23 protein-coding genes are annotated in these 26,544 nt (G+C 64.2%); 19 read left to right on the top strand and 4 right to left on the bottom strand.

Annotated elements, in window-relative coordinates; genetic code table 11:
* The first annotated feature begins 1 nt into the window (after position 1).
* From K9F62_11650 to K9F62_11630, 5 genes are all read left to right on the top strand, one after another.
* Positions 2–481 carry a hypothetical protein gene (locus K9F62_11650; protein UJX39384.1) on the top strand — a complete coding sequence of 160 codons (480 nt, stop codon included), beginning with the start codon at positions 2–4 and terminating at the stop codon, positions 479–481.
* 138 nt (positions 482–619) lie between these two features.
* Positions 620–1,603 (top strand): type I glyceraldehyde-3-phosphate dehydrogenase, encoded by a 984-nt coding sequence (gap, locus tag K9F62_11645; protein UJX39383.1) that lies wholly within the window; start codon positions 620–622, stop codon positions 1,601–1,603.
* 249 nt (positions 1,604–1,852) lie between these two features.
* Positions 1,853–3,019 carry a response regulator gene (locus K9F62_11640; protein UJX39382.1) on the top strand — a complete coding sequence of 389 codons (1,167 nt, stop codon included), beginning with the start codon at positions 1,853–1,855 and terminating at the stop codon, positions 3,017–3,019.
* Positions 3,020–3,188: 169 nt separating this feature from the next.
* Entirely contained in the window at positions 3,189–3,431 is a 243-nt protein-coding gene (locus K9F62_11635; GenBank protein UJX39381.1) for a hypothetical protein, read from the top strand.
* Positions 3,432–3,484: 53 nt separating this feature from the next.
* Positions 3,485–3,811, top strand: a complete 327-nt coding sequence (locus K9F62_11630; GenBank protein UJX39380.1) for a hypothetical protein — start codon at positions 3,485–3,487, stop codon at positions 3,809–3,811.
* Positions 3,812–3,904: 93 nt separating this feature from the next.
* Here K9F62_11630 and secF read toward each other — a convergent pair whose 3' ends face one another.
* From secF to hflK, 3 genes are all read right to left on the bottom strand, one after another.
* On the bottom strand, positions 3,905–5,011 hold the full coding sequence (gene secF, locus K9F62_11625) for a protein translocase subunit SecF (protein UJX39379.1): 1,107 nt from the start codon (positions 5,009–5,011) through the stop codon (positions 3,905–3,907).
* Between the two features lie 670 nt (positions 5,012–5,681).
* The gene (locus K9F62_11620; GenBank protein ID UJX39378.1) at positions 5,682–6,530 is read right to left on the bottom strand and encodes a protease modulator HflC; all 849 of its coding nucleotides are present in this window, start codon (positions 6,528–6,530) and stop codon (positions 5,682–5,684) included.
* Positions 6,527–7,645, bottom strand: a complete 1,119-nt coding sequence (gene hflK, locus K9F62_11615; protein ID UJX39377.1) for an FtsH protease activity modulator HflK — start codon at positions 7,643–7,645, stop codon at positions 6,527–6,529. The genes K9F62_11620 and hflK overlap by 4 nt, the downstream gene beginning before the upstream one ends.
* Before the next feature lie 83 nt (positions 7,646–7,728).
* Between hflK and K9F62_11610 the strand changes: the two genes are divergently transcribed.
* The 8 genes from K9F62_11610 (at position 7,729) to K9F62_11575 (ending at position 18,258) form a co-directional block, all read left to right on the top strand.
* Complete coding sequence (locus K9F62_11610) at positions 7,729–9,096, top strand: phosphomannomutase/phosphoglucomutase (GenBank protein ID UJX39376.1); 1,368 nt, start codon at positions 7,729–7,731, stop codon at positions 9,094–9,096.
* A 194-nt stretch (positions 9,097–9,290) separates the two neighbouring features.
* Entirely contained in the window at positions 9,291–9,770 is a 480-nt protein-coding gene (locus K9F62_11605; protein ID UJX39375.1) for a hypothetical protein, read from the top strand.
* A gap of 108 nt (positions 9,771–9,878) precedes the next feature.
* Positions 9,879–11,144, top strand: coding sequence for an HlyD family efflux transporter periplasmic adaptor subunit (locus tag K9F62_11600; protein ID UJX39374.1), 1,266 nt, complete (start codon positions 9,879–9,881; stop codon positions 11,142–11,144).
* Positions 11,141–11,839, top strand: a complete 699-nt coding sequence (locus K9F62_11595) for an ABC transporter ATP-binding protein (GenBank protein ID UJX39373.1) — start codon at positions 11,141–11,143, stop codon at positions 11,837–11,839. The genes K9F62_11600 and K9F62_11595 overlap by 4 nt, the downstream gene beginning before the upstream one ends.
* Positions 11,820–13,085, top strand: a complete 1,266-nt coding sequence (locus K9F62_11590; protein ID UJX39372.1) for an ABC transporter permease — start codon at positions 11,820–11,822, stop codon at positions 13,083–13,085. The genes K9F62_11595 and K9F62_11590 overlap by 20 nt, the downstream gene beginning before the upstream one ends.
* Before the next feature lie 105 nt (positions 13,086–13,190).
* Complete coding sequence (locus K9F62_11585) at positions 13,191–14,768, top strand: sigma 54-interacting transcriptional regulator (protein ID UJX39371.1); 1,578 nt, start codon at positions 13,191–13,193, stop codon at positions 14,766–14,768.
* A 366-nt stretch (positions 14,769–15,134) separates the two neighbouring features.
* Positions 15,135–16,247: an alanine dehydrogenase gene (ald, locus tag K9F62_11580; protein ID UJX39370.1), complete on the top strand. Its 1,113-nt coding sequence runs from the start codon at positions 15,135–15,137 to the stop codon at positions 16,245–16,247.
* 436 nt (positions 16,248–16,683) lie between these two features.
* Positions 16,684–18,258, top strand: a complete 1,575-nt coding sequence (locus tag K9F62_11575; GenBank protein UJX39369.1) for an amino acid permease — start codon at positions 16,684–16,686, stop codon at positions 18,256–18,258.
* 285 nt (positions 18,259–18,543) lie between these two features.
* On the opposite strand, the gene K9F62_11570 is transcribed toward K9F62_11575, so the two are convergent.
* Positions 18,544–18,954, bottom strand: a complete 411-nt coding sequence (locus tag K9F62_11570; protein ID UJX39368.1) for a hypothetical protein — start codon at positions 18,952–18,954, stop codon at positions 18,544–18,546.
* Positions 18,955–19,163: 209 nt separating this feature from the next.
* On the opposite strand from K9F62_11570, the gene K9F62_11565 reads away from it, so the two are divergent.
* The 6 genes from K9F62_11565 to K9F62_11540 all read left to right on the top strand — a co-directional run bounded on the left by K9F62_11565 (position 19,164) and on the right by K9F62_11540 (position 26,510).
* Positions 19,164–20,441, top strand: coding sequence for a 2-hydroxyacyl-CoA dehydratase family protein (locus tag K9F62_11565; protein UJX39367.1), 1,278 nt, complete (start codon positions 19,164–19,166; stop codon positions 20,439–20,441).
* Positions 20,438–21,199 carry an acyl-CoA dehydratase activase gene (locus tag K9F62_11560; GenBank protein UJX39366.1) on the top strand — a complete coding sequence of 254 codons (762 nt, stop codon included), beginning with the start codon at positions 20,438–20,440 and terminating at the stop codon, positions 21,197–21,199. The genes K9F62_11565 and K9F62_11560 overlap by 4 nt, the downstream gene beginning before the upstream one ends.
* Positions 21,200–21,520: 321 nt before the next feature.
* Positions 21,521–22,990 (top strand): outer membrane homotrimeric porin, encoded by a 1,470-nt coding sequence (locus K9F62_11555; GenBank protein ID UJX39365.1) that lies wholly within the window; start codon positions 21,521–21,523, stop codon positions 22,988–22,990.
* Positions 22,991–23,335: 345 nt separating this feature from the next.
* Positions 23,336–24,808, top strand: a complete 1,473-nt coding sequence (locus tag K9F62_11550) for an outer membrane homotrimeric porin (protein UJX39364.1) — start codon at positions 23,336–23,338, stop codon at positions 24,806–24,808.
* A 147-nt stretch (positions 24,809–24,955) separates the two neighbouring features.
* Positions 24,956–25,339 (top strand): RidA family protein, encoded by a 384-nt coding sequence (locus tag K9F62_11545; GenBank protein ID UJX39363.1) that lies wholly within the window; start codon positions 24,956–24,958, stop codon positions 25,337–25,339.
* Positions 25,340–25,430: 91 nt separating this feature from the next.
* Positions 25,431–26,510 (top strand): TOBE domain-containing protein, encoded by a 1,080-nt coding sequence (locus tag K9F62_11540; protein ID UJX39362.1) that lies wholly within the window; start codon positions 25,431–25,433, stop codon positions 26,508–26,510.
* Positions 26,511–26,544: the final 34 nt, after the last annotated feature.

Raw genomic sequence — 26,544 nt, 5'->3', positions numbered from 1 at the left:
CATGGTTTTCGGTCACGCCGCCCTGGGCTCGCTCGGCAACCAGTTCGCCCTTCGCCGCGCACCGCTTGCGCTGTGCGTCATCGCCGCCTTCGGGCCGGACTGGATCGACAAGCCGCTCAAGCTCTTTTTCGGCCTGCCGGGACACGGCATCGCCCACAGCCTGATCGGCGGAGCGCTTTTTCTCGGGCTTTTCGCCGTGATCTGCCGCCGGGCGCGCTTGCCCGCTTCCTGGCCCCTTATCGTGGCCCTCTTCTGGAGCCTGCACCTCGTGTGCGACGTGGTGCGGGCTCCGGTTCTTTTCTGGCCGTTTCTGGGCTCCTTTCCCACCGTCGACGCCTCCACGGCCGAGATGGCCTGGCGATTCTACACGGTTTCGCCGCGTTCCGCCCTGGCCTGGTGCGACATCACCCTGACCGCCCTGGCCGTTTCGGCCAGGCTGGCCCAGGCCGCCTCCTGGCCGCGGTCGTCCGCCCCGTCTTGACAAGACGTCTAACCATCGGGAAAGAACGACGTTTCATTGACACAAAACCGTGACCCGGCCTATAATTTTCCGCGCCTGCGGGCCGTGCCCACGCGCTTCCCACCGATACCTCACGAACCATCCCAGGAGGACACGGATATGGCGGTTACGATCGGCATCAACGGATTCGGCCGGATCGGACGATACCTGACGCGGCTTGTTGCCGGCGATCCCGACATCACCATCAAGGCCATCAACGCCCGGGCCGACAACGCCCAGCTTGCCCATCTGCTCAAATACGACTCCGTGCACGGCCGCTTCGCCGGCACCGTCGTCCCGAGCGAAGACGGCCTGATCATAAACGACAAGCCCGTCACCATCACCCGCCACGGCGGCGGCGAATGGCGCTGGGGGGATTGCGGCTGCAACTACGTGGTCGAGACGACCGGCAAGTTCGTGGACCGGGAATCCTGCGAAAAGCACATGGCCGTCGGCGCCAGGAAGGTCATCATCAGCGCCCCCGGAAAAGACGAGGACATCACCGTCGTCATGGGCGTCAACGACCAGGACTTGCGGCCCGAGCACCGCATCATCTCCAACGCCTCCTGCACCACCAACTGTCTGGCCCCCATCGCCAAGGCCGTAAACGACGCCTTCGGCATCAAGCACGGCCTCATGACCACCATCCACGCCTACACCATGAGCCAGCGCATCCTGGACGGCTCCCACAAGGACTGGCGGCGCGGCCGGGCCTGCGGCCTGTCCATGATCCCGACCACCACCGGCGCGGCCCGGGCCGTGACCAAGGTCATCCCGGCCCTGGCCGGACGCCTGGACGGCATGTCCATCCGCGTGCCCACGCCCAACGTCTCCCTGGTGGATTTTTCCTGCGAGCTGGAAAAGCCCACCGACACCGCCGGGCTGCTCAAGGTGCTCGAGGCCGCCTCCGGCGAGAACCTGGGCTTTACCGACGAGCCGCTGGTGTCCATCGACTTCACCGGCGACACCCACGGCGGCGTGGTCGACGCCAAGGCCAGCCAGGTCCTCGACGGCACCATGGCCAAAATCCTGGCCTGGTACGACAACGAGGCCGGCTTCACCAACCAGCTCGTGCGCCTGATCAAAAAGGTGGCAAGCCTTTAGAGAAAGAACCGGGGGGAAACTTTTCTGAAGAAAAGTTTCCCCCCGGACCCCCTTTCCAAAGACTTTCATGGTGACGGTCTGTTATCGTTAAAAAGTTTTTGGGAAGGGAGAGCGCGAGAGGGGAACCCTTTTTCAAAAAGGGTTCCCCTCTCGCACTTTCTTTCCATAATCTTTACCTAAAGCATCTTCCAGACCGGCCGATACGGTTTGTGCAAACGGCGACAACCGGCAGCACAAAGGACGTTGGCCATGACCGTTCCCCATCCGCCCCTGACGATATTTAAGACCGCGCTCATCGTGACCGACAACGAAGGCCATGCCAGGATCGACCGCGAATTCCTCAAGCGCGCCCGCATCCCGGCCGCGCGCCACGTGACCACCGGCCTCGAGGGATTGGCGCTCTTGCGTCGGGGCGAGTTCGATCTGGTCATCTGCGACGCCGCCCTGGCCGACATGGACGGCCGCGACTTCGTGGCCGCGCTGCGCGCCGACGCGGCCCTGGCCGGGCTGCCGGTCATCCTGACCATGCTCGACGGCCGGCGGGACGAGGTGCTGGCGGCGGTCAGGCTCGGCGTGGCCGGCATCTGCCTGCGCCCCTATTCCCAGGACACCTTCGACAAGCACCTGCTCATGGCCGCCCACATGGCCCGGTTCACCGCTTCGGAAAAGGCCGCCCTGGCCCGGGCAGCCCGCAAGGAGGCCGCCGGCGAGACGGAACGCGCCGCAAAGGGGTTTGCCGCCGTGGCCGAAGCCCCGGACGCCGCCCCGAAATATTTCGAGCAGGGCATGCTGGCCCTGGCCGGACGCGACTACGAGCGGGCCATCATGGCCTTCCACAGGGCGCTCGCCATAAACGAACTTTTCGTCGAGGCCTACCTGGGCCTGGCCCGCGTCTGGCAGGCCAAGGGCAGCGCCAGGCGCTTTCGCCAGTACATGAAGCAGGCGGCCTCGGCCTGCGCCAGGACCAGGCGGTTTATCGAACTGCGCGACCAGTTCATCGATGCGCTCAAAAACGACGACGTCGGGTTCAACCCGTTTCTGGCTCTCGGCAACGAACTGCTGCGCGAGCGCCACTACACCGCCGCGGTGGCGCTTTTCCGCCATGCCCTGGACCTGGCCCCAAAAAACGCCGACGCCTATCTCGGCCTGTCCAAGGCCTACCATTTCCTGCGCCGCCCCGATCTGGCCGAACGGGCCATCGGCAAAAGCCTGGCCATAAACAGCCGCAACGAGGAGGCCCAGGCCATCCGCAAGCGCCTGTCCGGCGGCCATGGCGGCGACACCTCTCCCCTGCTGCCGCAAATCGAAGCCCCCGACGTTTCCAGCTACCCGCTTTTGCTGCGCGGCGTGCTCTATCTGGCCGGCAAGGCCGCCGACAGCCTGGTGCGATCCAAGCGTCAGGCCCGGGCCGCCTGATCCCCGCGCGCGCCGAAAAGATTACCGCGATTTCATGCGGCCGCATTTCCAGGCCGGGCAACCGCTTCCCGCGCGCTCGCGGCGTGGGTCGCGGCCCTGCCATTGCCTGTCGGCCGGAATTCGGGCATATTCTCCCAAGAGGCGCAATCGTCGCCTCGGGAGGAAGACCATGTCTGACGCCATCACACCGGCCGGTCAGACCGAAGCCAATCCCCCCGGCCGTTTCGAGGCGTTGCCGCCCGGCCATTTCGAGGCCGGGCCCCCGGGTGCCGTCAGCATATCCCCGGCCGGGGCCGTCTCGATCACACCTCCAACGGGAACCGTCGAGATTCCCCTGGGCGGTTCCGTGCAGGTGCCGCTCGGCGGGGTCGTCGAAGTGGCCCAGGGAGGCATCGTCAACATCCGGCTCTAACGCCAGTCGTCCCGGTTGCGGACGCCAAGGGCCGATAACCCCCACGTACCGTTATGCATACAACCCGTTGTTTCCGTTTCCACCTTGTCGCCTGTCTGCTTCTGGTCCTTGCGGCCTCGCTGTCCGCCGGTTGTTCGGCGCGCCTCAATCACTGGCAGGACACCGACCAGAGAGTCTTGTTGGCTGAAAAGCTCAAGCACAGCAAATACGCCTACCTCCGCTACGCCGAGGCCGAGGAAGAGGCGAAACGCGACGGCAACGCCCAAGACGCCGAACGCTACCGGCAGGCCAAGGAAGAGGCACTGACGAACTATAACCGCACCGAGCAGGAGCTGGCGAGCTATCAGGCCGCACAAGGCGCCGCCAAGCCGGCGAAGTGATTCCCGCCGCCCAAGACGACATCAAAAAGGGCCGCTTCCCGGGGAAGCGGCCCTTTTGTCTTTTCAGGCAATGACGGCTGCGGGCGGTGGGGATCAGGCCCCGGCCGTCTCGGTCGTGTTCTCGGGAACGGCCAGGGCCGGCGCGCCGGTGCGCGGCTTCAGTCCCGAGCCCACATCCATCAGGAGCGGGCTGGCCACGAAGATCGAGGAATAGGTGCCGGCCAGAATGCCGATGAGCATGGCCAGGGCGAAGTCGTGGATGACCGCGCCGCCGAAGAAATACAGACAGGCCACCGTGAGGAGCGTGGTGCCGGCGGTCAGGATGGTGCGCGAGAGCGTCTCGTTGATGCTGAGGTTGATGACCTGCTCGAAGGGCATGGTCTTGCCCACGGTGCGGTTCTTCTCCCGGATGCGGTCGTAGACGATGATGGTGTCGTTGAGCGAATAACCGAGGATGGTCAAAAGCGCGGCCACGATGGTCAGATCGAACTCCTTGTCCAGGAGCGAAAAGACGCCGATGGTGATCAGGACATCGTGCAAATCGGCCACCACCGCCCCCAGGGCGTATTTGAGCCGTAGCACGTAGCACAGGGCCATGGTGATGATCATGGCCGCGATGATGAGCCACACCGTGGACGCGCCGAAAAGCTTGAGCACGTAAATGCCGCCGGCAAGTCCCGCCGCCATGATGCCCGCCGCCATCCAACGATGCTCGAACCGGCCGGAAATATAGATGGCGATCAGCAGCACCGAATAAAAGATGGCTTCCAGGGCTTTGCCGCGCAGGTCCGCGCCGACCTTGGGGCCGACCATCTCCAGGCGCTGGACATCGAGTCCCGCGTCCGGAAAAGCCTTGCCCAGAGCCGTTTCCACGGCGGTTCGCACGTTTTCCTGGTTGACGTCCTGGTCCGAGGCCCGAATGAGGTACTCGTTGGCGTCGGCCTGACCGAAGCGCTGCACGGCCACGTTGGAAAGCCCCGCCGCGTCCGCGGCCTTGGTCAGCTCGGCCACGTCCATGGCCTTGGCGAAGCGGACCTGAATGGACAGGCCGCCGGCGAAATCGACGCCATAGCGCGGTCCGCCCTTGACGGCCAGGGACACGAAACCGGCCACGATCACGGCGGCCGAGATCAGATAGGCCAGCTTGCGGTACTTGAGAAAATTGATTTTCGTGCCGGGCCGGATCAGCTCCAGAACCATCGTCTCCCCCTTCGGGTGTTGCGGGAATGCCGGGCAATTTGGACGCACGGCGGCATGACGCCCGCGCCATCTCGGGCGCACAGGCGTCGCACCTTCCGCCAAATGCGCGCGCCTTGTCAAGCCTGCCCGATGGACGTCGGGCGGCCCCAAGAGCCCGCAGGCGCGTGGCGAGGTCTACTCGCCGGAAGCCATGGGCACGGGGGTGAGCCCCCGGAACTCCAAGGCGCGGGATCGAAGCGGCTCGGGATGGCGCGCAGCCGAGGTCTTCGCCGTGGAATCGGCGAAAAGGCTTCTGACCAGCGAGCGGCTTCCGGGAGAACTCAACTCATGGGCTTGAACGCACAAAACCGCAAAAAGCACTGCAAATAGCACAAGACGCAAGACATCAGACATCCAGGGACTCCTTGTTCGCTGTTTTGCCCGGCAACCCCTCCCGGTTACAAGGCTGGCGCGGTGTCCGCATGGCGTAAACGATACAGGCAATTTGCTCTCCGGTAGCATACTCCGCAGAGAATGCAACCGGCGTCATGCAACGGAAACATGGAGCATGGCGGGCCGTGACGGCCCGCCTCGCGTTCGTGTCCTCGGGATGCGTATCTTCTGTTTTCGACAACCTGCTTGAATACTTATTTTTTCTGAAAATACCGTGGTATTTTTCGAGGGCGCGACATCAGCGCCAATACTTGAGAAAAGGACTTTGCGGCGTCAGGATCAGGCGCGTGTCCTTGGAAAGCCCATTGCGGTAGGCTTCCAGGCTGCGGCTGAAGGAAAAGAAATCCGGGTCCTTGCCCACGGCCGCGGCCCAGACCGACGTCGACTCGGCATCGCCCGCGCCGCGCAGCACCTGGGCCTGCCGCTCGGCTTCGGCCAAAATCACGGTACGGTCCTTGGCCGCGGCGGACTTGATCTTTTCCATCTCCTCGTAGCCTTCGGAGCGGTAGAGCTTGGCCTGCCGTTCGCGCTCGGCCTTCATGCGGCCATAGATGGCCTGGGCGTTTTCCGGCGGCAGGTCGGTGCGCTTGATGCGCACGTCCACCACCTGGATGCCGTAGGGGGCGAGCAGATCCGTGGATTTCTTCGTCACCTCGCTCATGATCGAGGCGCGCTTTTCCGAAACAACGTCCTGCAGGGTGTACTGCCCGAGCGCCACGCGCACTTCGGCATAGATGATATCGTCGAGGCGGGCATGGGCCCGGCCCACGGTGCGCAGCGTCCGGTAGAAGAGCAGCGGGTCGGTGATGCGCCAGCGGGCGTAGTTGTCCACCACCAGATTTTTCTTGTCCAGGGTGAGGACTTCGGCCGCCTTGGCGTCGTATTGCAGGAGCCTGGCGTCGAAAAAGATCACGTTTTGCACAAAGGGTATCTTGGCGTGCAGTCCCGGCTCCTTGGTGTCGCCGGTGGGCTTGCCAAGCTGGAGCACGATGGCAGTTTCGGTCTGGTCCACCTCGTAGACCGTCTGAAAGGCGGCCACGAGCACGACAAAGGCCACCACGGCGGTGACGATCATGGAATTTTTCACGGCCGGCCTCCCTTGCCCGCCGCGGCTGCCGCGGCCTTGGGCGTCGGAGCGGTCGAAGCCGGCGCGGCGGCCTGGGGCAGCGCCCCGAGCGGCAGGTAGGGCACGGCCTTGCCGGCCGCATCACTGCCGAGAATGATCTTTTCCACACCGGGATTGGCGAAAACGCTTTCCATGGTCTCGATATACAGGCGCTCGCGGGTGACGTCCCTGGCCTTTTCGTAGGCGGCAAGCAGGGCCGCGAAGCGGTCCGCCCCGCCCTTGGCCTCGCGGATCGTCTGCTCCCTGTAGGCGGCGGCCTCGTTGAGGATGGCCGCGGCCCGGCCCCGGGCCTTGGGCAGGATGTCGTTGGCGTAGGCGTCGGCCTCGTTGATGAGCCGGCTCTTGTCCTCGCGGGCGCTGGCCACGTCCTTGAAGGCGTCGACCACCTCGTGGGGCGGGTGCACGTCCTGGAGCTGCACGGCCGTCACCTCGATGCCGGAATCGTAAAGGTCGAGCATATACTGAAGCAAATCCTTGGTGTCGGTTTGCACCTTGAGCTTGCCCGAGGTCAGCACGGAGTCGATCTTGGCCTTGCCCATGACCTCGCGCATGGCCGCCTCGGCCGCGCTCTTGAGCGTCTCGTCGGGCTGGGCGATCTTGAAGAGGTAATCCACCGGGTTGCCGACTTGGTATTGCACGCTGAATTGCACGTCCACGATGTTCTCGTCGCCCGTGAGCATGAGCGACTCCTCGGGCACGCGCCGGTTCTGCAACGATTCGCCCTGGCGGCCGTAGACGGAGCGGAAGCCGATCTCCACCCGGCGCACCTGCGAAACCTTCGGGGTCTTTACGGTTTCGACGGGAAACGGTAAATGGTAGTGCGGTCCGGGACCGGTGGTATAGGCATAGGCGCCGAACCGCTGGACCACGCCGGCCTCGTCGGGCTCGACGATGTAGATGCCGCTGGCGATCCATAAGAGCGCCACGACGATGATGACGATTTTCGGCCCGCCGGGGAGCCGTTCCCGCAGGGCGGAGAATTTCTTGCCCAGATCCTCGCCGACGCGGCCCGGGTCAGGCATCTGCGACCCGTAACGGCGTTTTTGCTCCGTGAGCTTGTCCCAATCCCAGTTCATTTAAGGCGGCATAGGAGAGATGGGGGGGAAGGTCAAGGGATGCCCGCCTCGCCCCTGTTTCACCGAACGCGCCAGGAGGAAACATGAAGCCAGTGTTGCCCGGGGTTTTCCGGGCCTACGACATCCGGGGTATCGTGGATGTGGATTTCGACCCGGACTGGGTGGAACGGCTCGGCCGGGCGGCGGGGACCTTTTTCGCGCGCCGGGGGCAGATGCGGGCCGTGCTCGGCCACGACTGCCGCCTGACCTCGCCCGAGTACCAGGCGCGTCTGGCCGCCGGGCTCGCCGCCTGCGGCATCGACGTGACCTGTCTCGGCATGGTGCCGACCCCGGGGTTCTACTACGGAGTCAAGGCCCTGGCCCGAAAGGCCGGCATCATGGTCACGGCCAGCCACAACCCTCCGGAATTCAACGGCTTCAAAATATGGTCCGGCGAGACGACCATCCACACCGACGCCATCCGGGAGATTTACGACATCATGGCCGCCGGCGAGTTCGTAAGCGGCACGGGCATGGTCTGCGAGCACGACATCAAGCCGTCGTATATCGAGCATGTGGCCGAACAGATGGTGCTGGCCCGGCCGGTGACGGTGGTCGTCGACGGCGGCAACGGGGCCGGCGGGCTCATCTGCGCCGAGGTGCTGCGCCAGTGCGGGGCCAAGGTCATTCCGCTCTACTGCGAACCGGACGGCCGGTTCCCCAACCACCATCCCGACCCGGTGATCCTGGAAAACGTGGCCGATCTGGCGGCGCGGGTCGTGGCCGAGGGCGCCGATTTCGGCGTCGGGCTCGACGGCGACGCCGACCGCATCGGCGTGGTGGACGAGGCGGGCAGGCTGCTTTACGGCGACCAGGTGCTGGCCATCTACGCCCGGGGCGTGCTGGCCGCGCATCCGGGAGCCACGGTCATCGGCGAGGTCAAGTGCAGCCATCTGCTCTATAAAGATATCGCCGCCCACGGCGGGGAGCCCATCATGGCCGCCACGGGCCATTCGCTGATCAAGTCGCGCATGAAGGAGACGGACGCCACCCTGGCTGGCGAGATGAGCGGCCACATGTTTTTCGCCGACCGCTACTACGGCTTCGACGACGGCATTTACGCCGCCGCCCGGCTGGCCGAGATCGTGGCCGCCTCGAACGTGCCGCTCGGGCAAATGCTTGCCGACTGGCCGGCGACGGTCAACACCCCGGAAATCCGCATGGACTGCCCGGACGCCATCAAGTTCAAGGTGGTGGAAAAGGCGCGTGACTTTTTTAAGGGCCGCTACGACGTCATCGACGTGGACGGGGTGCGGCTGACCTTTCCCGACGGTTGGGGGCTCCTGCGCGCCTCCAATACCCAGCCGGTGCTGGTGCTGCGCTTCGAGGCCGAAACGCCGGAGCGGCTGGCGGAAATCCGCCGCATCATCGAGGAGCCCGTGGCCGGCTGGATCGCCGAGCTTGGCGATTAGGGGGAGGAAAAGAACGTGCGAGAGGGGAAACCCTTCTGCAAAGGGTTCTCCCCTCTCGAGCTCTCCCCTTCCTAAACCTTTTACCTTTTGTAAGGTCTCACCTTTTTTTCAGGATATCATTCACTACGTTGGTGTATGGGGAAACATCTGCAAAGGGAAAAAGGCCACAGGGGCTCATCGGCAAGGAGGAAACCATGCGCCAAGCCGTGCTGACCGTTCTCTTCGTCCTGGCGACCGTTCTGCCGGCCGCCGCCCAGGATTTTCGACCCAACCAGGCACTGGGCGACATGCTTTCCAAGAAGCCCTACATCGCCCAGCCGAACAATGCCGGCGGCAAGAACATCCTGGACAACAGCTGCATCTTCAAGGACAGCTTCGCCCTTTCGCCCTCCGAGCCCCTGGACGAGACTTGCAACATCCCGGCCGCCGTGGCCAAGTTCACGTCCCAGTACGGCCAGCCGGCAAATACCGCCCCGGCCCCGGGCGGCAAGACCATGCTCGAGTACTTTCTCCTGTATAACAACAACAGCTACCACGTGAAAATCTTCCTCGGCTGCGCCAGCGGCAAAGCTGAATTCTTCGCCATGGTCGAGTGCAAGGTGGAGCGGAACCGGGCCAAGCCCGGGCCGCCGAAAGACAAGAAGTCGTTCTGGAAGCAGCTCTCGCCGTTTTGATGCCCGGCGCGTCCGCGGCCCGCCGGGCGTCCGAAATGTCGTCCCGATTTGCCCCTTGCTCCCGTTTCGGGCACTATGACGGCAAAATCGACCCCCCGGATACACCGCATGCGCATATTCAAGTGGCTCTTTCTCCTGGCCGTCATCGCCGGGGCCGGGCTTTTCGCCTGGAAACACTACACCAAAAAAGTCGAACCGCCTCGCGTGCTGGCCACGGCCGAAGCCAAAATCGGCGACGTGCGCAAGGTTCTCGAGGCGACCGGCATTATAAAAGCCCAGGTCGGGGCCATCGTCAAAATCGGCGCCCGGGCCACCGGCACCATCAAGGAAATGAACGTCAAGGTCGGCGACGCGGTGCACAAAGGACAGCTCATCGCCGTCATCGATGACCGGGAACTGCGCGCCGGCCTCGACGAAGCCGAGGCCAAGCTCGCACGCGCCAGCGCCGAACTGGCCCAGGTCGAAGCCGTCTACCCCAAACGCATCGCCGAGGCCCAGGCCGAGCAACGCCTGTCCGAGGCCAAAAGCAATTACGCCGCCAGCAACCTCAAGCGCCAGGATGAGCTCTTCCGCAAGGAACTCATCGCTCGCGACGTGCTCGAGGCCGCCCGCCGCGACGCCCTGGTCGGCCAAAACGAGGTCCTGGCCAAACAGGCCTCGCAAGTCCGCCTGAGCACCGAATTCGTCAAGGAGCGCATCAAGGCCCAAAAGGCCATGGAAGAGGCCCAGGCCGTCATCGATTCCATCAAGACCAAGATTTCCTACACCCGCATCGTCAGCCCCATCGACGGCGTGGTGGCCTTCGTCACCTCCCAGGCCGGCGAAACCGTGGTGGCCGGCCTGCAGGTGGCCAACCTCATCACCGTGCTCGACCCCAAGCGCCTGGAAATGTGGATCTACGTGGACGAAACCGACGTCGGCCAGGTCACCCCCGGCCTGCCCGTGGAGTTTCGCGTCGACGCCTACCCGGCCACCACCTTCAAGGGCAGCGTGAACCAGATCTATCCCCAGCCGGAAATCCGCGACAACATCGTCTACTACCAGGCCCTGGTGCGCCTCGACCCCAAGGAATCCATCCGGCTGCGCCCGGAAATGACCACCCAGTGCCAGATCGTGGTCCAGCAGAAAAAGAACGTCTGCATCATCCCCAACGCCGCGCTCAAGTGGCTCGGCGACCGGCAGGTGGTCTTCGCGGTCGGTGACAACGGCGCAGTGCAGGAACTGCACCCCAAGCTCGGCCTCGAAGGCCTGAATGTGACCGAGGTGCTCGAAGGCATCGCGCCAGGGCAGAAGGTGGCCACCCGCATCGTGCTGCCGGGCCTGACCGCGCCGGCCATAAACGCCCCCAAACCCAACCGGCCGACCGCGCGATGACGCCCCCAGCCGCCCCGGGGGAACGCCCCGCGCTCATCGAGCTTGCCGACGTGACCCGGACCTACGTCATGGCCGGCATCGCCCACACCGTGCTCGACGGGGTGACGCTTGCCATCGCGGCCGGCGAGTTCGCCGCCATCATGGGGCCGTCGGGCTCGGGCAAATCCACCCTGCTCCACATCCTGGGCCTCCTCGACCGTCCCACCGCCGGCCACTACCTTTTTTCCGGCCGCGACACGGGCACCCTGGACGACGACGCGCTCTCCGAGCTGCGAAACCAGGCCATCGGCTTCGTCTTTCAAAGCTTCTACCTCATCCCCTACGCCACGGCCCTGGACAACGTACTGCTCCCCGGCCTCTACAGCCCGACGCCGGGACAGGTCCTGCGCCGCCGGGCCGAGGAACTGCTCGCCAAGGTGGGCCTGGCCGATCAGGCCGGGCACAAGCCCTCCCAGCTTTCCGGCGGCCAGCAGCAGCGCGTGGCCCTGGCCCGGGCGCTCATCAACGACCCGGACCTGATCCTGGCCGACGAGCCCACCGGCCAGCTCGATTCGGCCACCAGCGCCGAGATCATGGAACTTCTCGCCTCGATCAACCGCGACTCGGGCAAGACCGTCATCGTCGTCACCCACGACCAGTCAACGGCCGCCTATGCCGGCCGGCAGATCCACGTCCATGACGGCCGCGTGGCGTAGCGCCGGGCGTCTCGCCCGCACCCTGTGGCGCATCCAGCGCATGGCCGGCCTGGCCCTTTGGGCCCATAAGGCCAGGAGCCTTTTCGTGGTGGCCGCCGTGGCCCTGGGCGTGGCGGCGCTCACCGTCATCGTGGCCTCGGTGGACGGCGCACGGCGAAAAGCCCTCGAAATCGTGGATTTTTTCGGACCGGACGCGGTCATGGTCATCGGCGGGGACATCGAGAACAGACCCGTGGGTCAGCGCGTCTACACCCTGTCCTTTACCGACGCCCGAACCATCGCCCGCTCCCTGCCCGGGGCCTACGCCGTGCTGCCCATGCGCTCGGTGCGGGCCATCACCCTCAAGTACGGCAACAGGAACCACGAATCCCCGATCGTGGTCGGAGCCACGGAAAACTACGCCAAGACCTGGAACTGGCCCCTTGCCGAGGGCCGGGACCTCTCGGCCGACGACATCGCCCACGCGGCCAAGGTGGCGCTCATCGGCGACGAACCGGCCAAGGAGCTTTTCGGCGACGCCTCGCCCATCGGCCGCACCATCCAGGTCGGCAACCTGCCCGTGCAGATCGTCGGCCGGCTGGCCTACCGGGGGCTTACCGGCGGCGGCCACGACGTGACCATCGACGACCGCATCGTCATGCCCATCACCACGCTCACCCAGCGCTTCAACCTCAATCGCAAGTATTTCCGCGGGCTGCGGGTCAAATTCCACGACCCGGAGCATATCGACGCCTCCAAGGACAACCTGCGCGCCCTGCTGCGCCATCTGCACAAACTCGGCCCCACGGAAAACGACGATTTCACCATCATCTCGGCCAACGAAATCCTCAAATTCCTCACCGCTTTCACCGGCGGACTGGTGGCCTTTCTGGGGGTGACGGCGGCGGTTGCCATCATCGTCGGCGGCTTCGTGCTGGCCAATCTGATGTTTCTGAGCGTCGGCGAGCGCAAGGTGGAAATCGGCCTGCGCAAGGCCGTGGGCGCGACCAAGGCGGCGATCACGGCCCAGTTCTTGTCCGAAGCCCTCTACCTGACCCTGGCCGGATCGTTTTGCGGCATCGGGCTCGGGGTGGCGCTTGGCGAATCGCTGTCCCGGCTCGGGCTCCTGGAACTGCGCCTGTCGCCCAAGATTTTTTTCCTGTCGCTGCTGGCGGCGTTTCTGATCGCCCTTGTCTTCGGCCTGAGCCCGGCGCGAAAGGCGGCCGGCCTGGACCCCATCGAGGCCCTGCGCGGCGGCGGGGACTGAGGCCCTGACGAAATCGCCGAAAAAGCCGTTCCCGCCCGCTTGCCCCCCCTTTCGCCGTCAACCTTTTCCTTATATTGTAAAGGGACCACCCGACCGGGCCCCCCTATGAGCAAACTGCACCTCAACTTCAAGGACCGCATCGGCATCGTGGCCGACATCTCCTCGGTCATCGCCGGGCACAGCCTCAACATCGTGGCCATGGAAGTGGTCCAGCAAGACGGTTTCGCCCACATCTACCTGGAGATCGCCCCCCGCGACGGCGGCTGCCCCCGCGAGGACATCCTGGCCATGCTGGCCGACTTCACCGACCTCGTGGAGATCACCTTCATCGACGCCCTACCCCACGAAAAGCAGGCCCAGCTCCTGCTCACGGTGCTCGACAACGTGGACGAGTCCATCGTGGCCGTGGATGATGCCGGGCACGTCACGCTCCTTAACAGCGTGGCCCGCCGGTATTTCCACTGCACTGACGCGGACGCCGTGGGCCGGCACGTGCGCAACCTCCACCTGCCCGACGCCACCATCCTGCGGTGCTTAAACGGCGAGCGCTACAACAACATCAAGAAAAGCATCCTGCGCGGTCGCAACCGCCTGCAATATTTCGCGACCGGCCGCCCCATCACCGACGCTTCCGGCGCGATCATGGGCGCGGTGGAAATCGCCCGGGACGCCCAGGAACTGCGCAACCTGGCCAAGTCCATCTACGAGCCCGACCAGGTCGGGTTTGGCGACATCATCGGCACGAGCGCCGCCCTGCGCCAGGTCGTGGCCGTGGCGGAAAAAATCGCGCCAACGGACGCGGTCATCACCATCCGGGGCGAATCCGGCACGGGCAAGGACCTGCTGGCCCAGGCCATCCATACCGGCAGCGGCTGCACGGGCCAGTTCGTGGCCATCAACTGCGCGGCCGTGCCCGAGGCGCTGCTCGAAAGCGAACTCTTCGGCTACGTCGGCGGCGCGTTTTCCGGGGCCAAAAAGGAAGGCCGGCCGGGACTCTTCGAGGTGGCCCTGGACGGCACCGTCTTTCTCGACGAGATTGCCGAGATGCCCCTTGGCGCCCAGGCCAAGATCCTGCGCCTGATCCAGAACCAGCGCCTGCGCCGCCTCGGCGACGAGCGGGAAATCACGGTCAACGCGCGGCTCATCACGGCCACCAACCGCAACCTGGAACAGCTCGTGGAAAAACGGCAGTTCCGCGAGGATCTCTATTATAGGATAAACGTGCTGCCCCTGCACATCCCGCCGCTGCGGGAGCGCCCCGAGGACATCCTGGTGCTGGCCGAGCACTTCCTGTTCCAGATCCTGACCAATCTCGGCAAGGACATGATGACCTTCGACGCGGCGGCCCGGGACAAGCTCATGGCCCATCACTGGCCGGGCAATGTGCGGGAACTCAAAAACGTGGTGAAGCGCGCCGCGATCCTGTGCGACCAGGACGTCATCGGCGTGCAGTACGTGCTGCTGGCCCACGAGTTGTCGAGCGGCTCCCTGTCCGGCCCCCGGCGGGCGACGCCGGCCCGGAGTAATGCCCAGCCGCTTCGGGCCGCCGTCGACGAGTACGAGCGCACCCTCGTTGCCCGCGCTCTGAAAGGCGACAAGAGCCTGCGCCAGGCGGCCCGGGACCTCGGCATCTCCCACACCACCCTGCTCAACAAGCTGCGCAAGCATGGGTTGGCAACATAACGAAACACTGGAACGTTTTCGTTCCATTTCATTTCTTTCAATTTTTCCTTATTGTTATATCTCCATTGATGGCGGAATGGCACGATTGCGTGCCATATTTCCGTGATCGTTCCGTTTTTCTCCCGCCGCACTGCCCCCAAAAATGTCATCAACCGCGCGACGCCGCCCGCCCCCCTGAGTGTGGAGCGATTTAATCGCTTTGAATTATTTACCATTTTTATATTACAAAAGAAAAACAGCAAAAAGATCGCCCCGTTCGAGGCACGCTCGACAAAATTCCAAAAATGGCAAGAAAGTTGCTTTGGTTAAGAATAGTCGCCACCCCGTGCGACGGCAACCCGCAACCTCAATCCGGAGAATGGAACAATGATCGTCGGCATCCTCAAAGAAATCAAATCCGAAGAGAATCGCGTCTGCATGACCCCGCCCGGCGTGGAGGTCATGTGCCAGCATGGTCACACCGTCCTGGTCGAGAAAAACGCCGGAGCGGGGAGCGGGTTCGAGGACGCCGCCTATGCCGCCGCCGGGGCCGAGATCGTGGCCACTCCCAAGGAGATTTACGACCGCGCCGAAATGGTCATGCACGTCAAGGAGCCCATGCCCGCCGAGTACGACCTGATCCGCGAGGGACAGATCGTTTTCACTTACCTGCACCTCGCCGCCGACGAGAAGCAGACCCATGCGCTGCTCAAGAGCAAGTGCGTGGGCATCGCCTACGAGACCATGCAGAAGGCCGACGGCTCGCTGCCGCTGCTCACCCCCATGAGTGAGGTCGCCGGCCGCATGGCCGTGCAGCAGGGCGCCAAGTACCTGGAGATGGAGCATGGCGGCCTGGGCGTGCTGCTGGGCGGCGTCACCGGCGTCGATCCGGCCACGGTGGTGGTCATCGGCGGCGGCGAAGTCGGCGCCAACGCGGCCAAGATGGCCTGCGGCCTGGGCGCCAAGGTCTACATCCTGGACCTCGACCTGGACCGCCTGCGCTACTTAAGCGACATCATGCCGAAGAACTGCTTCCCGCTGATGTCCAGCCCCGCCACCCTGCGCGAGCTCGTCGCCCAGGCCGACGTGGTCATCGGCGCGGTGCTCATTCCCGGCGCCAAGGCCCCCAAGCTCGTCACCCGCGACATGCTGGGGACCATGAAGAAGGGCTCCGTGCTCGTCGACGTGGCCATCGACCAGGGCGGCTGCTTCGAGACCTCCAAACCCACCACCCACGGGAACCCCATCTACGTCGTGGACGGCGTGATCCACTACTGCGTGGCCAACATGCCCGGCGCGGTGGCCAAGACCTCCACCATGGCGCTGACCAACGCCACCCTCCCCTACGCCCTGGAGATCGCCTCCAAGGGTTGGAAACAGGCCATGAAAGACCGCCTGGAGATCAAGAACGGGGCCAACGTGGTGGGCGGCAAGATCACCTTCAAGGGCGTTTCCGACGCCTTTGCCCTACCCTACACCCCGGTGGAAAGCCTGCTGTAGGACCCACGCGCGAAAGCGTCGCCGCGCTTTCGAACCACAACGGGATATCCGCGCGCGCCTCACCAACGGATGCGGTCGCCGTCCGCACTCGGGAACACCCCGATGCGCCGGCGGCCGTCTCCGGGCGCGCCCGCAACACGGAGAAACGCCCCAGGCCTGGGGCCTTCCCGCATAAGGCCGCTTCGACGAGGCCTTCTTTGGACGCACGACGCCCGCCGGGTCAATTCGGGCGTGGACGCGTCACGTCCCTGCACGTCCCATTTCGGCATTTACATCCAAAAGCCCTGAGGGACTGCACGGGACCGGCTGGGGACCATGAACCACAACGCCAAACCGACTGCAAGACGCAGCCCAAGGAGAGGATACAGCGGCAGTTTCTCGCTCCATGCGAACTCCACTTCAGGCATGTAACATGAAAAGCCCGAAAGGAAATGCGATGGACAACCTGTGGAGAAAAAAAAGTATTCTTGATCTTCAGGCAGAGGCCAAGGCCAATACCGGCTTCAAAAAGTCTCTCGGCCCCGTCAACCTGACCGCCATCGGCATCGGCGCGGTCATCGGAGCCGGCATCTTCGTCCTCACCGGCAAGGCCGCCGCGGATTACGCCGGACCGGGCGTGGTGCTGTCGTTCATGCTCGCCGCCGTGGCCTGCGGGTTCGCGGGCCTGTGCTACGCGGAATTCGCCTCCATGATCCCCATCGCCGGCAGCGCCTACACCTACGCCTACGCGACGCTTGGCGAATTGCTGGCCTGGTTCATCGGCTGGGACCTCATTCTCGAATATTCCGTCTGCGCCGCCACGGTCGCCGTGGGCTGGTCGGGCTACATGGTCAGTTTCCTCAAAAGCCTGGGCATCCATCTGCCGCCCCAGTTCATGGACGCGCCAGGCACGCAGCTCGTCTACCTCTCCGGCGCCGTTTTCGAAAAGCTGCATCTGCCCACGCCCGAGGGCTGGTACCAGATCGCCGCCTACGCCAAGGATCTCCGGGTGGCGGGCATCGACCTGACCACCCTGCCCCACGCGACCACCCTGTTCAACCTGCCGGCCTGCCTGATCGTGCTCGCGCTGACGGCGGTCCTGATCCGGGGCATCAAGGAATCGGCCACGGTCAATGCCGTGATCGTGGCGCTCAAGATCCTCATCGTCCTGCTCGTCATCGTGGTCGGGGCGTTCTACGTCAATCCGGCCAACTGGGTGCCGTTCGTTCCGGCCAATACCGGGGACTTCGGCCACTTCGGGCTTTCGGGCATCGTGCGCGCGGCGGGCGTGGTCTTCTTCGCCTATATCGGCTTCGACGCCGTCTCCACCACCGCCCAGGAAGCCAAGAATCCGCAGCGGGACATGCCCATCGGCATCCTCGGCTCCCTGGTCATCTGCACGATCCTTTACATCCTCGTGGCCCTGGTCCTGACGGGCGTGGCCTCCTACACCAAGCTCAACGTGTCCGATCCCATCGCCGTGGCCATCGACATCATCGGCATGCCCTGGCTGTCCATCCTGGTCAAACTCGGCGCCCTGGCCGGGCTTACGTCCGTGATCCTGGTTTTCCTGCTCGGCCAGCCCAGGGTCTTTTTCAGCATGTCCAAGGACGGCCTGCTGCCGCCCGCCTTTGCCAAAATACACCCCAAGTACGGGACGCCGGTCATGACCACCCTGGTCACGGGACTGGTCGTGGCCCTGGCGGCGGGCTTCTTCTCCATCGGCATCCTTGGCGAACTGGTCTCCATCGGGACCCTGTTCGCCTTCGCCATCGTGTGCGCCGGCGTGATGGTGTTGCGCTACCGGCAACCGGACCTGCCCCGCCCGTTCAAAACGCCGCTCATGCCGCTGACGCCCATTCTGGGCTGCCTCAGTTGCCTGTACCTGGCCGGAGGGCTTCCGGTCGAAACCTGGATCCGGCTCGTGGTCTGGATGGCCATCGGCATGCTCGTCTATTTCATGTATGGAATGAAGCACAGCAAACTGCGCGACCCCGAAGCGGCGGGGGCCATCGTCATCGAAAAAGCCTAGGGCCGCGCCATGGGGCAGGACACAAGGCGCCACGTCCCGGCAAACGGCCAGCGGACGCCGCCCTCCCCGCCTCGACGGATACGGGCAGAACCAAACGCAAGGGGGAACGCAAGCCGGGCTTGCGTTCCCCCTTGCCGCTTCCATGTCGCGGCCCGCGCCGACAGGCGCTTTCATACGGCGCGCACGGCCACGCCCCCGAAGACGCGACGCCCCCTCCCGGAGGGGACCGCCGGCCGGCCGCCTGGGCGACCGGCCGCGTCATGCGTCATGCGTCATGAAAACGGGTTACGAGGTGGATGAGGTGCCCCGGTAGTGCGGAGACTTTTCGATCAGGTCGGTCAAAAGCAACACCATGGACAGGTCGCGCTTGTTTTGCGGCGTGACGGCCGAAAGCACGTAGTCCTTGAGCGAAGCGCCGGTGCCCGGCAACGCCTTGTCGTCCCCCTGATTGGTGTTGTGCACGGCTTCCAGGAACGAAAGCAGCAGATACGGCCAGACGTCGTCATAATACAGGTGATAGTCGAGTATCTCCTTGATCTTGAGGATCGCATACATGATGTTGTCGGATTCCCTGTAATCCCTGGTCCACAAGTCCCGATCGCTCAGCTGGGGCCGCCCGTGCGACAAATTCGTCGCCATGCCTCGTACCGGCTCCCGTGCCCGGCGATGGTCGTCGATATACACGATTTGGGCCATGTGCCTCCCTCCCTGGCGGCTTTGCGGTCCGGCTTCCCGCCGGATGCTCGAATCTTACCCCCTTTTCGGCCGCTTTCCGGATTCCTTTAGCATCGCGAGAATAGTTTATTACAATAGTATCATATGGGAACCATTGGAACTAACGATTTCACCCGACGCGTCTGACCGCGTAAAGAGGGAGAATCAAAATCCGTCCCTTGGAGGAAGCCATGACCGATGCGGCCCATATGGCCTTGTGGGAAAGTCTCGACCTCGACATCCCGGCCCACGACGCCTTGCTGGCGGTGCTGGGCAAGTTTTACGGCGACATCTACCTGTCCCAGCAGGGACGACTCAAGGGCGCGGAGTACCTCGATTTCGTGCTGTCCGAAGTGCACGGGCTGCGCATCAAGGAGATCCAGGACACCAAGGCGACCGGGAAAAAAGTGGTGGGGACCTTCTGCGTGTTCGTGCCCGAGGAGCTCACCCTGGCCGCCGACGCCATCCAGGTGGGGCTGTGCGCCGGGGCCAAGGCCGGCACCGAAAAGGCCGAAACCCTGGTGCCCCGCAATACCTGCGACCTCATCAAGTCCTTTGTCGGCTTTAAGCTGGCCAGGCTGTGCCCCTATACCGAGTCCTGCGACCTGATCGTCGGGGAGACCACCTGCGACGGCAAGAAAAAGGCCTACGAGGCTTTTGGCGAACACGTCCCCATGCACGTGATGGAAGTGCCGCAGTGCAAGGGCCCCTGCGACCGCGACCTCTTTCGGGCCGAGCTAACGCGCTACAAGGACGCGCTGGAGAAACTGACCGGCAACACCATCACCGCCGCCTCCCTGGCCGCGGCCACCAAGGTCGTCAACGCCAAGCGCCAGGCCCTCCAACGCCTGGCCAGGCTGCGCAGCGCCGATCCGGCCCCCATCTCCGGGCGCGATGCCCTACTCGTCAACCAGATCAGCTTCTATGACGACCCGGTGCGCTTCACCGCCAAAATTAACGAGCTGTGCGACGAGATGGAAGCCCGCATCAAGGCCGGCCAGGGCGTGGCGCCGTCCGGCACGCCAAGGCTCCTTCTGGCCGGCTGTCCCATGGCCGTGCCCAACTGGAAGCTGCCCTACCTGATCGAAAGCTCGGGCGCGGTGATCGTTGGCGAGGAGTCCTGCATCGGCGAACGCAACACCCGGGATTTCACCGACGAAACGCCGACGGACCTGGACGGCATGCTCGACGCCCTCACCGATCGCTACATGAAAATCGACTGCGCCTGCTTCACGCCCAACACCGAACGCCTGGACCACATCGCGGCCCTGGCCAAGGAACTCAAGGCTGACGGCGTGATCCACTACGGGCTTTTATTCTGCCAGCCCTACGCCCACGAGGCGCTGAAGGTCGGCAAGGCCATGGCCGCAGCCGGACTGCCCTACCTGGCCATCGAGACGGATTACGGCATGGTGGACGCGGGCCAGCTCAAGACCCGGGTCGAGGCCTTTGTGGAGACGCTTTCGTGAACACGTACGCGGGCCTGGACATCGGCTCGCGCAGTATCGAACTGGTGGTGCGCGGCGGCGGGGAGACGGTGGCGTCCCGCCGCCTGGCCACCACCTACGACCCGGCCGCCCGGCTGCGGGAACTGTTTCCGGACGGCGCGCCGGACCGGCTTGCCGTCACCGGCTACGGCCGGGAACTGGCCCGGGAGCTTTTCCCCAAGGCCCTGACCATCACCGAGATCAAGGCCCACGCCCTGGGCGCGGCCCACCTGTTCCCGCAGGCCCGCACACTCCTGGACATCGGCGGCCAGGACACCAAGGCCGTGGCGCTGCTGCCCGGGGGCAAGGTCGGCCGGTTCGAGATGAACGACCGCTGCGCCGCCGGCACGGGCAAATTCCTGGAGCTGACGGCCACGGTCTTCGGCGTTCCGGTGGAGGACTTCGGCCGGCTGGCCCTGACCGGCAACCCGGAGGCTCCGGTCATCGGCTCCATGTGCACGGTCTTCGCCGAGACCGAAGCCACCACGCTCATGGCCCGGGGCACGCCCCCGGCCGACATCGCCCTGGGCCTGCACCGGGCCATCGTCGCGCGCACCACGGCCATGCTGGCCCGGGTGGGACTCGAGCTCCCCCTGGTCTTTGTCGGCGGCGTGGCCCGCAATCCCTGCGTGGCCCGGCTCCTCGCCGAAACCCTCGACGCCGCGCCGCTGATCCCCGACGCGCCGGACATGACCGGAGCCCTCGGCGCGGCCCTGTGGCTCGAGGCCCGGTGTCCCTAGGCGCCGCCCCGTGGGGCCGTGCATTTTTTCCCAAGCCCGCAACCAGCCGCGCAAGCCCTTCCCGCCTGTGTCATCACTAAAGTGTCGCATGCCCCCTTTTGTTGACAGTATTTTATATAATAAAAACAGTAATATATATTTTTCCAGCAACATTAACTATCACGAAAATAAATAATTACATACCGGCAATTAACTTCTTGTCATCTTCCATCCCCGAGCGTAGAAGAGGGCTACTTCAGGCTCCGGATTAGCCACCGGAGCAATGGAGTGAGCGCGTTGCTTCGTATCCAACGAAAGCCGCATGTTGTGGAGGAAGGAAGAATGAGAAAGCTTACGAGCTTGGCCCTGGCGGCCGTCATGGTCCTCGGCGCTATCGCCGCTGCCCATGCCGCCACCGAGGTCAAAATGACCGGTGATGCGCGTATCTACGGGAACTTTTTCCAAAACCGTAACTATACCGGTTGGAACAAGACCGGCACCAAGACCTCGGATACCTTCGAGATCTGGGAGCGCTTCCGTCTGCGCTCCGACTTCATCGCCAACGAGGCCGTGAAGTTTCGTCTGGGCATCAAGGTGGAAGACGTCTGGGGCCATGGCACCTTCACGGCCGCCAACCCGTCCACTGCCGTCCAGGTCTATCAGGCCTATCTGCAGTTCAAGTGGCCCGGTTGTGCCGTTGAAGTCACCGCCGGCCTCCAGGACGTGAGCCTGCCGCAGAGCGGTATGTTCTACAACAGCCCGGTCTGGAGCGACAACATGGCCGCTCTGGTCATCAAGGCTCCTCTGATCGAGAACACCCTGTCGGTCATGGCCGGTTTCGGTCGCCTGATCGACACCAACCGCACCTACGACACCACGACCACCCAGAAGGCTGACGAACTCGACGCCTACTTCCTGGCCCTGCCCATCACCGTGGACGGCTTCAAGGCCACCCCGTGGGGCATGGTCGCCGTGGCCGGCCGCAACGCCGACTACTCCTGGAAGGACACCACGGACACCGTGGATTCGGGCAACAGCTTCGCCAACACCCTGGTGTCCGCCGCCAGTGCCCAGCACATGGCCAACCCCGGCACCATGGGCTATTGGAAGAACGACCAGAACCCCTACTTCTGGGTCGGCGGCGCGTTTGAAGTCTCCGCCCTGGATCCGGTCAAGTTCTACGGCGACGTGATCTACGGTTCCGGCGCCATGAACGACCACAAGGCCGCCAAGCGCGAAGGCTGGATGATCGACGCCGGTGTCGAATACACCGGTCTCGACGTGGTCACCCCGCAGGTGTTCGCCTTCTGGTCCACCGGTGAAGACAAGTCCACCCGCAACGGTTCCGAGCGTATGCCCTACATGCGTTCCAAGTGGGGCCCGGGCAAGAGCTTCCTGTTCGACGACGGCCAGGACTTCGGCAAGGGTTCCAACATGTACACCGACCCCGTGGGCAACTACGGCATCGGCGCATCGCTTAACAACGTGTCCTTCATCGAGAAGCTGACCCACCGCCTGACCTTCGTGTACGTGCACGGCAACAACTCGCCGCGCGCCATCCGCGAGTCCCGCTACTTCTACAACAGCTCGTACTTCACCATGGGTCACGACCTGACCACCAATGAGTACTTGATGGGTCTCAACTTCGACACGAAGTACATGATCTACGAGAACTTGGCCGCTGTCATGGAGACCGGTTGGGCTCACGGCCACTTCCAGCAGAGCGTCTGGGGGCACCGTATGGTCAGCCAGTCCGAGGATAACGGAAACAACGCCTGGAAGGTCGCTTTCGGCCTGACCTACAAGTTCTAAAGCGGCTGTCGGATACGGCACACGCGCAAGGGGGGCCTTCGGGCCCCCCTTTTTTGTTGTCCGCCAAAAGTTCCTCCCGGTTTTTCGGGAGCAGGCGAGGGAACATCTGTTACTCTTTTGCAATTGATTACGATTGGGCAATACAATACCGCGATGACCTCCCTGTTGCAGACAGAGCGCCTCTTGTTGCACCACCTCCCGCCGATGCTTTTATTTTTGTAACTTGTTTTCCCAGTTTGCCAGCGTAGACGGAGATCAACGCAATCCCGCCCTCGCCAGCGTGGGATTGTGGCGCGTGGCTGCGTATCCTTCGTGGAACGCTTCAATTGTATTGGAGGAAGGAAAATGAAGAGAATCGCCTCAGTTGCCCTCGTGGCCGCCATGGTCTTCGGCACATTCGCCGCCGCCCATGCCGCCACCGAGGTCAAAATGACCGGTGATGCGCGTGTCTATGGAAACTTCTTTGAAAACCGCAACTATACCGGTTGGAACAAGACCGGCACCAAGACCTCGGATTCCTTCGAGATCTGGGAGCGCTTCCGCCTGCGGTCCGACTTCATCGCCAACGAGGCCGTGAAGTTTCGCCTGGGCATCAAGGTGGAAGACGTCTGGGGCCACGGCACCTTTACCGCCGCCAACCCGGACACCGCCGTCCAGGTCGACCTGGCCTACCTGCAGTTCATGCTGCCCGGTTGTGACGGCGTGCAGGTGACGGCCGGCCTCCAGGACGTGAACCTGCCCCAGAGCGGCCTGTTCTACGGCAGCCCGGTCTGGAACGACAAGATGGCGGCCCTGGTCGTCACCGCCCCCATCGTCGACAAGACCCTGTCGGTCATGGCCGGTTTCGGTCGTCTGATCGACACCAACCGCACCTACGACACCACGACCACCCAGAAGGCTGACGAACTCGACGCCTACTTCCTGGCTCTGCCCGTCACCGTGGACGGCTTCAAGGCCACCCCGTGGGGCATGGTCGCCGTGGCCGGCCGCAACGCCGACTACTCCTGGAAGGACACCACGGACGTCTCGGAATCCGGCAACAACTTCGCCAACACCCTGGTGTCCGCCGCCAGCTCTTCCAACATGACCAAGCCCGGGACCGTGGGCTATTGGAAGAACGACCAGAATCCCTATTTCTGGGTCGGTGGCGCGTTTGAGGTTTCCGCTCTGGATCCGGTCAAGTTCTATGCCGACGTGATCTACGGCGCCGGCGCCATGAACGACCACAAGGCCGCTCAGCGCCAGGGCTGGATGGTCGATGCCGGCGTTGAATACACCGGCCTCGACGTGGTCACCCCGCAGGTGTTCGGCTTCTGGTCCACCGGCGAGGACAAGTCCACCATGAACGGCTCCGAGCGTATGCCTTACATGCGTTCCCAGTGGGGCCCGGGCAACAGCTTCCTGTTCGACAGCAGCCAGGAACTCGGCAAGGGTTCCAACATGTACACCGATCCCGTGGGCAACTACGGCATCGGCGCATCGCTCAACAACATCTCGTTCATCGACAAGTTGACCAACCGTTTGACCTTCGTGTACGTGCGCGGCAACAACTCGCCGCGCGCCATCCGCAACGCGCAGCTCTACCTCAACAACTCGTATTTCACCATGGGTCACGACCTGACCTACAACGAGTCCGTGATGGGGCTGAACTTCGACACGAAGTACATGATCTACGAGAACCTGGCCGCCGTCATGGAGACCGGCTGGGCTCACGGTCAGTTCCAGGAAAGCGTCTGGGGCCATCGCCTGGTCAGCCAGTCCGAAGCCAACGGCAACAACGCCTGGAAGGTCGCTTTCGGCCTGACCTACAAGTTCTAGAAGCGACTGTCGGATACGGCACGCGCGGGAGGGGGCCTTCGGGCCCCCTTTTTTATGGGCAACAGCCCGCGCTCCGGTTGACGCCGCCCGGGAGGCGCTGCACACTGTCGTAAAATTCGTGTCCGCTCGGACGCGCAAGGAGCCCCCATGGCCAAACAGATCGTCGTCCCCGAAGGCGCGCCCGCGCCCATCGGCCCCTATTCGCCCGCGGTGTGGGCCGGGGACCTGCTCTTCGTCTCCGGGCAGACCCCCATCGACCCGGCGACCGGCGACATCGTGGCCGGGACCGTGGCCGATCAGGCCCGCCAGTCCATCGCCAACGTGCGGGCCATCCTCGAAGCCGCGGGCCTCGGCCTGGACAACGTGGTGAAAGCCACCCTGTTCATCAAGAACATGGACGATTTCGCGGCCATAAACGAGGCCTACGCCGGGCTCTTCGCCAAGCCCTACCCGGCCCGCTCCTGCGTCGAGGTGGCGCGGCTGCCCAGGGACGTGCTGGTGGAGATCGAAGTGGTGGCCAGCCGGTCGTGACGCCCGGCGAGTCCGCGCCGCTGCCGCCGGCCTTGACTTTCCCGCCCTTGCCGGGAAATGATATCCGGTTTGGTATAACATGGGAGCGCGCATGATCGATGGGAAAGATTCCGGAGGGGATTCCGGAGGTAAAAGGTTCCGGGCTGCCCGGATTTTTTCCGTGCCTGATGACGTCAAGTTCCTGGACACCCTGGAACTGACACGGTTGTCCGAGGCGTTTTCCGCCTGGACCGAACGGTCCGGACGGCCCGACGTGGCCGTCTCCCGCAACCGGGTGCGCCTGATCTACCTCATGCTGCGCCACACCGGGGCGCGCCTCGGCGAGGTCCTGGCCCTGGACGACCGCACCGACGTCAACCTCGACACCCTGTCGGTCAATTTCAGCGGCGGCAACGGCGGCGAGGGCCGCGAGGTCCAGATTCCGGCCGAGCTCGGCGACGCGCTGGCCGCCGTGTTCGACGATCCGGCCTACGCCTCGCTCCGGGGCAACCTCTTTCACCTGGACCAGGGCCATGTGCGGCGCAAATTTTACGAGCGGGCCGAGGAATGCGGCTTCACCAAGGAACTGGTCAACCCGAGCACCATCCGCCGGTCCCGGGCCGTGGAGCTTTTGCGCGACGACGTGCCGCTGCCGGTGGTGCAGCGCATTCTGGGCCATTCCACGGCCGACCTGACCGCCGCCTTCCTGCATCTGCCCGAAGACCAACGCCGCAAGGTCGAGCGGCAGGTGCTCACCCGCGAAACCCGCCGCACCAGCGCCCGAAACGCCTTTTTCGGCCGGGTGGCCCAGGTGCAAAAGGGCGACATCCAGTCCCGGGTGGTGGTCGAGAGCCTGGGCGGCCATGCCGTGTCCTCGGTGATCACCAACGAAAGCGTCAAGAACCTCGGCGTGACCGAAGGCTCGTTCGTCACGGCCGAGATCAAGGCCCCCTGGGTGGTGCTCGAAACCTGCGACGAGATGCCGCGGGCCACGGCCACCAACCGCTTTCTCGGCGAGGTGGAGCTGGTGCGCCTGGGCGAGCTTACGGCCGAGGTCATCGTGACCCTGTCCGACGGCACGCGGCTTTGCGCCCTGGTCACCACCAAAAGCGTGCGCGAACTCGATCTGACCGAGGGACAAAAGGTCTGGGCCATGTTCAATGCCTTCGCCGTGGTGCTCCACGTCGATTGAGCCCCGCCGCCACGAGGACCACGACCAAAGGAAG

The organism is Desulfovibrio sp. JY, assembly GCA_021730285.1.
Classification (GTDB): Bacteria; Desulfobacterota; Desulfovibrionia; order Desulfovibrionales; family Desulfovibrionaceae; genus Solidesulfovibrio.
The sequence above is the reverse complement of the archived record's forward strand: the minus strand, read 5'-3'. Positions and strand labels throughout refer to the sequence as shown.

Excerpts from the sequence above, each read along its gene's own strand:
- K9F62_11630 (UJX39380.1), top strand. The coding sequence starts at position 3,485 with ATGCATACAACCCGTTGTTTCCGTTTCCACCTTGTCGCCTGTCTGCTT.
- K9F62_11565 (UJX39367.1), top strand. The coding sequence starts at position 19,164 with ATGACCGATGCGGCCCATATGGCCTTGTGGGAAAGTCTCGACCTCGAC.
- ald (UJX39370.1), top strand. The coding sequence starts at position 15,135 with ATGATCGTCGGCATCCTCAAAGAAATCAAATCCGAAGAGAATCGCGTC.
- K9F62_11595 (UJX39373.1), top strand. The coding sequence starts at position 11,141 with ATGACGCCCCCAGCCGCCCCGGGGGAACGCCCCGCGCTCATCGAGCTT.
- K9F62_11555 (UJX39365.1), top strand. The coding sequence starts at position 21,521 with ATGAGAAAGCTTACGAGCTTGGCCCTGGCGGCCGTCATGGTCCTCGGC.
- K9F62_11570 (UJX39368.1), bottom strand. The coding sequence starts at position 18,954 with ATGGCCCAAATCGTGTATATCGACGACCATCGCCGGGCACGGGAGCCG.
- K9F62_11545 (UJX39363.1), top strand. The coding sequence starts at position 24,956 with ATGGCCAAACAGATCGTCGTCCCCGAAGGCGCGCCCGCGCCCATCGGC.
- K9F62_11605 (UJX39375.1), top strand. The coding sequence starts at position 9,291 with ATGCGCCAAGCCGTGCTGACCGTTCTCTTCGTCCTGGCGACCGTTCTG.
- K9F62_11600 (UJX39374.1), top strand. The coding sequence starts at position 9,879 with ATGCGCATATTCAAGTGGCTCTTTCTCCTGGCCGTCATCGCCGGGGCC.
- K9F62_11585 (UJX39371.1), top strand. The coding sequence starts at position 13,191 with ATGAGCAAACTGCACCTCAACTTCAAGGACCGCATCGGCATCGTGGCC.
- K9F62_11540 (UJX39362.1), top strand. The coding sequence starts at position 25,431 with ATGATCGATGGGAAAGATTCCGGAGGGGATTCCGGAGGTAAAAGGTTC.
- K9F62_11610 (UJX39376.1), top strand. The coding sequence starts at position 7,729 with ATGAAGCCAGTGTTGCCCGGGGTTTTCCGGGCCTACGACATCCGGGGT.
- gap (UJX39383.1), top strand. The coding sequence starts at position 620 with ATGGCGGTTACGATCGGCATCAACGGATTCGGCCGGATCGGACGATAC.
- secF (UJX39379.1), bottom strand. The coding sequence starts at position 5,011 with ATGGTTCTGGAGCTGATCCGGCCCGGCACGAAAATCAATTTTCTCAAG.
- K9F62_11635 (UJX39381.1), top strand. The coding sequence starts at position 3,189 with ATGTCTGACGCCATCACACCGGCCGGTCAGACCGAAGCCAATCCCCCC.
- K9F62_11640 (UJX39382.1), top strand. The coding sequence starts at position 1,853 with ATGACCGTTCCCCATCCGCCCCTGACGATATTTAAGACCGCGCTCATC.
- K9F62_11575 (UJX39369.1), top strand. The coding sequence starts at position 16,684 with ATGGACAACCTGTGGAGAAAAAAAAGTATTCTTGATCTTCAGGCAGAG.
- K9F62_11550 (UJX39364.1), top strand. The coding sequence starts at position 23,336 with ATGAAGAGAATCGCCTCAGTTGCCCTCGTGGCCGCCATGGTCTTCGGC.
- hflK (UJX39377.1), bottom strand. The coding sequence starts at position 7,645 with ATGAACTGGGATTGGGACAAGCTCACGGAGCAAAAACGCCGTTACGGG.
- K9F62_11650 (UJX39384.1), top strand. The coding sequence starts at position 2 with ATGGTTTTCGGTCACGCCGCCCTGGGCTCGCTCGGCAACCAGTTCGCC.
- K9F62_11590 (UJX39372.1), top strand. The coding sequence starts at position 11,820 with ATGACGGCCGCGTGGCGTAGCGCCGGGCGTCTCGCCCGCACCCTGTGG.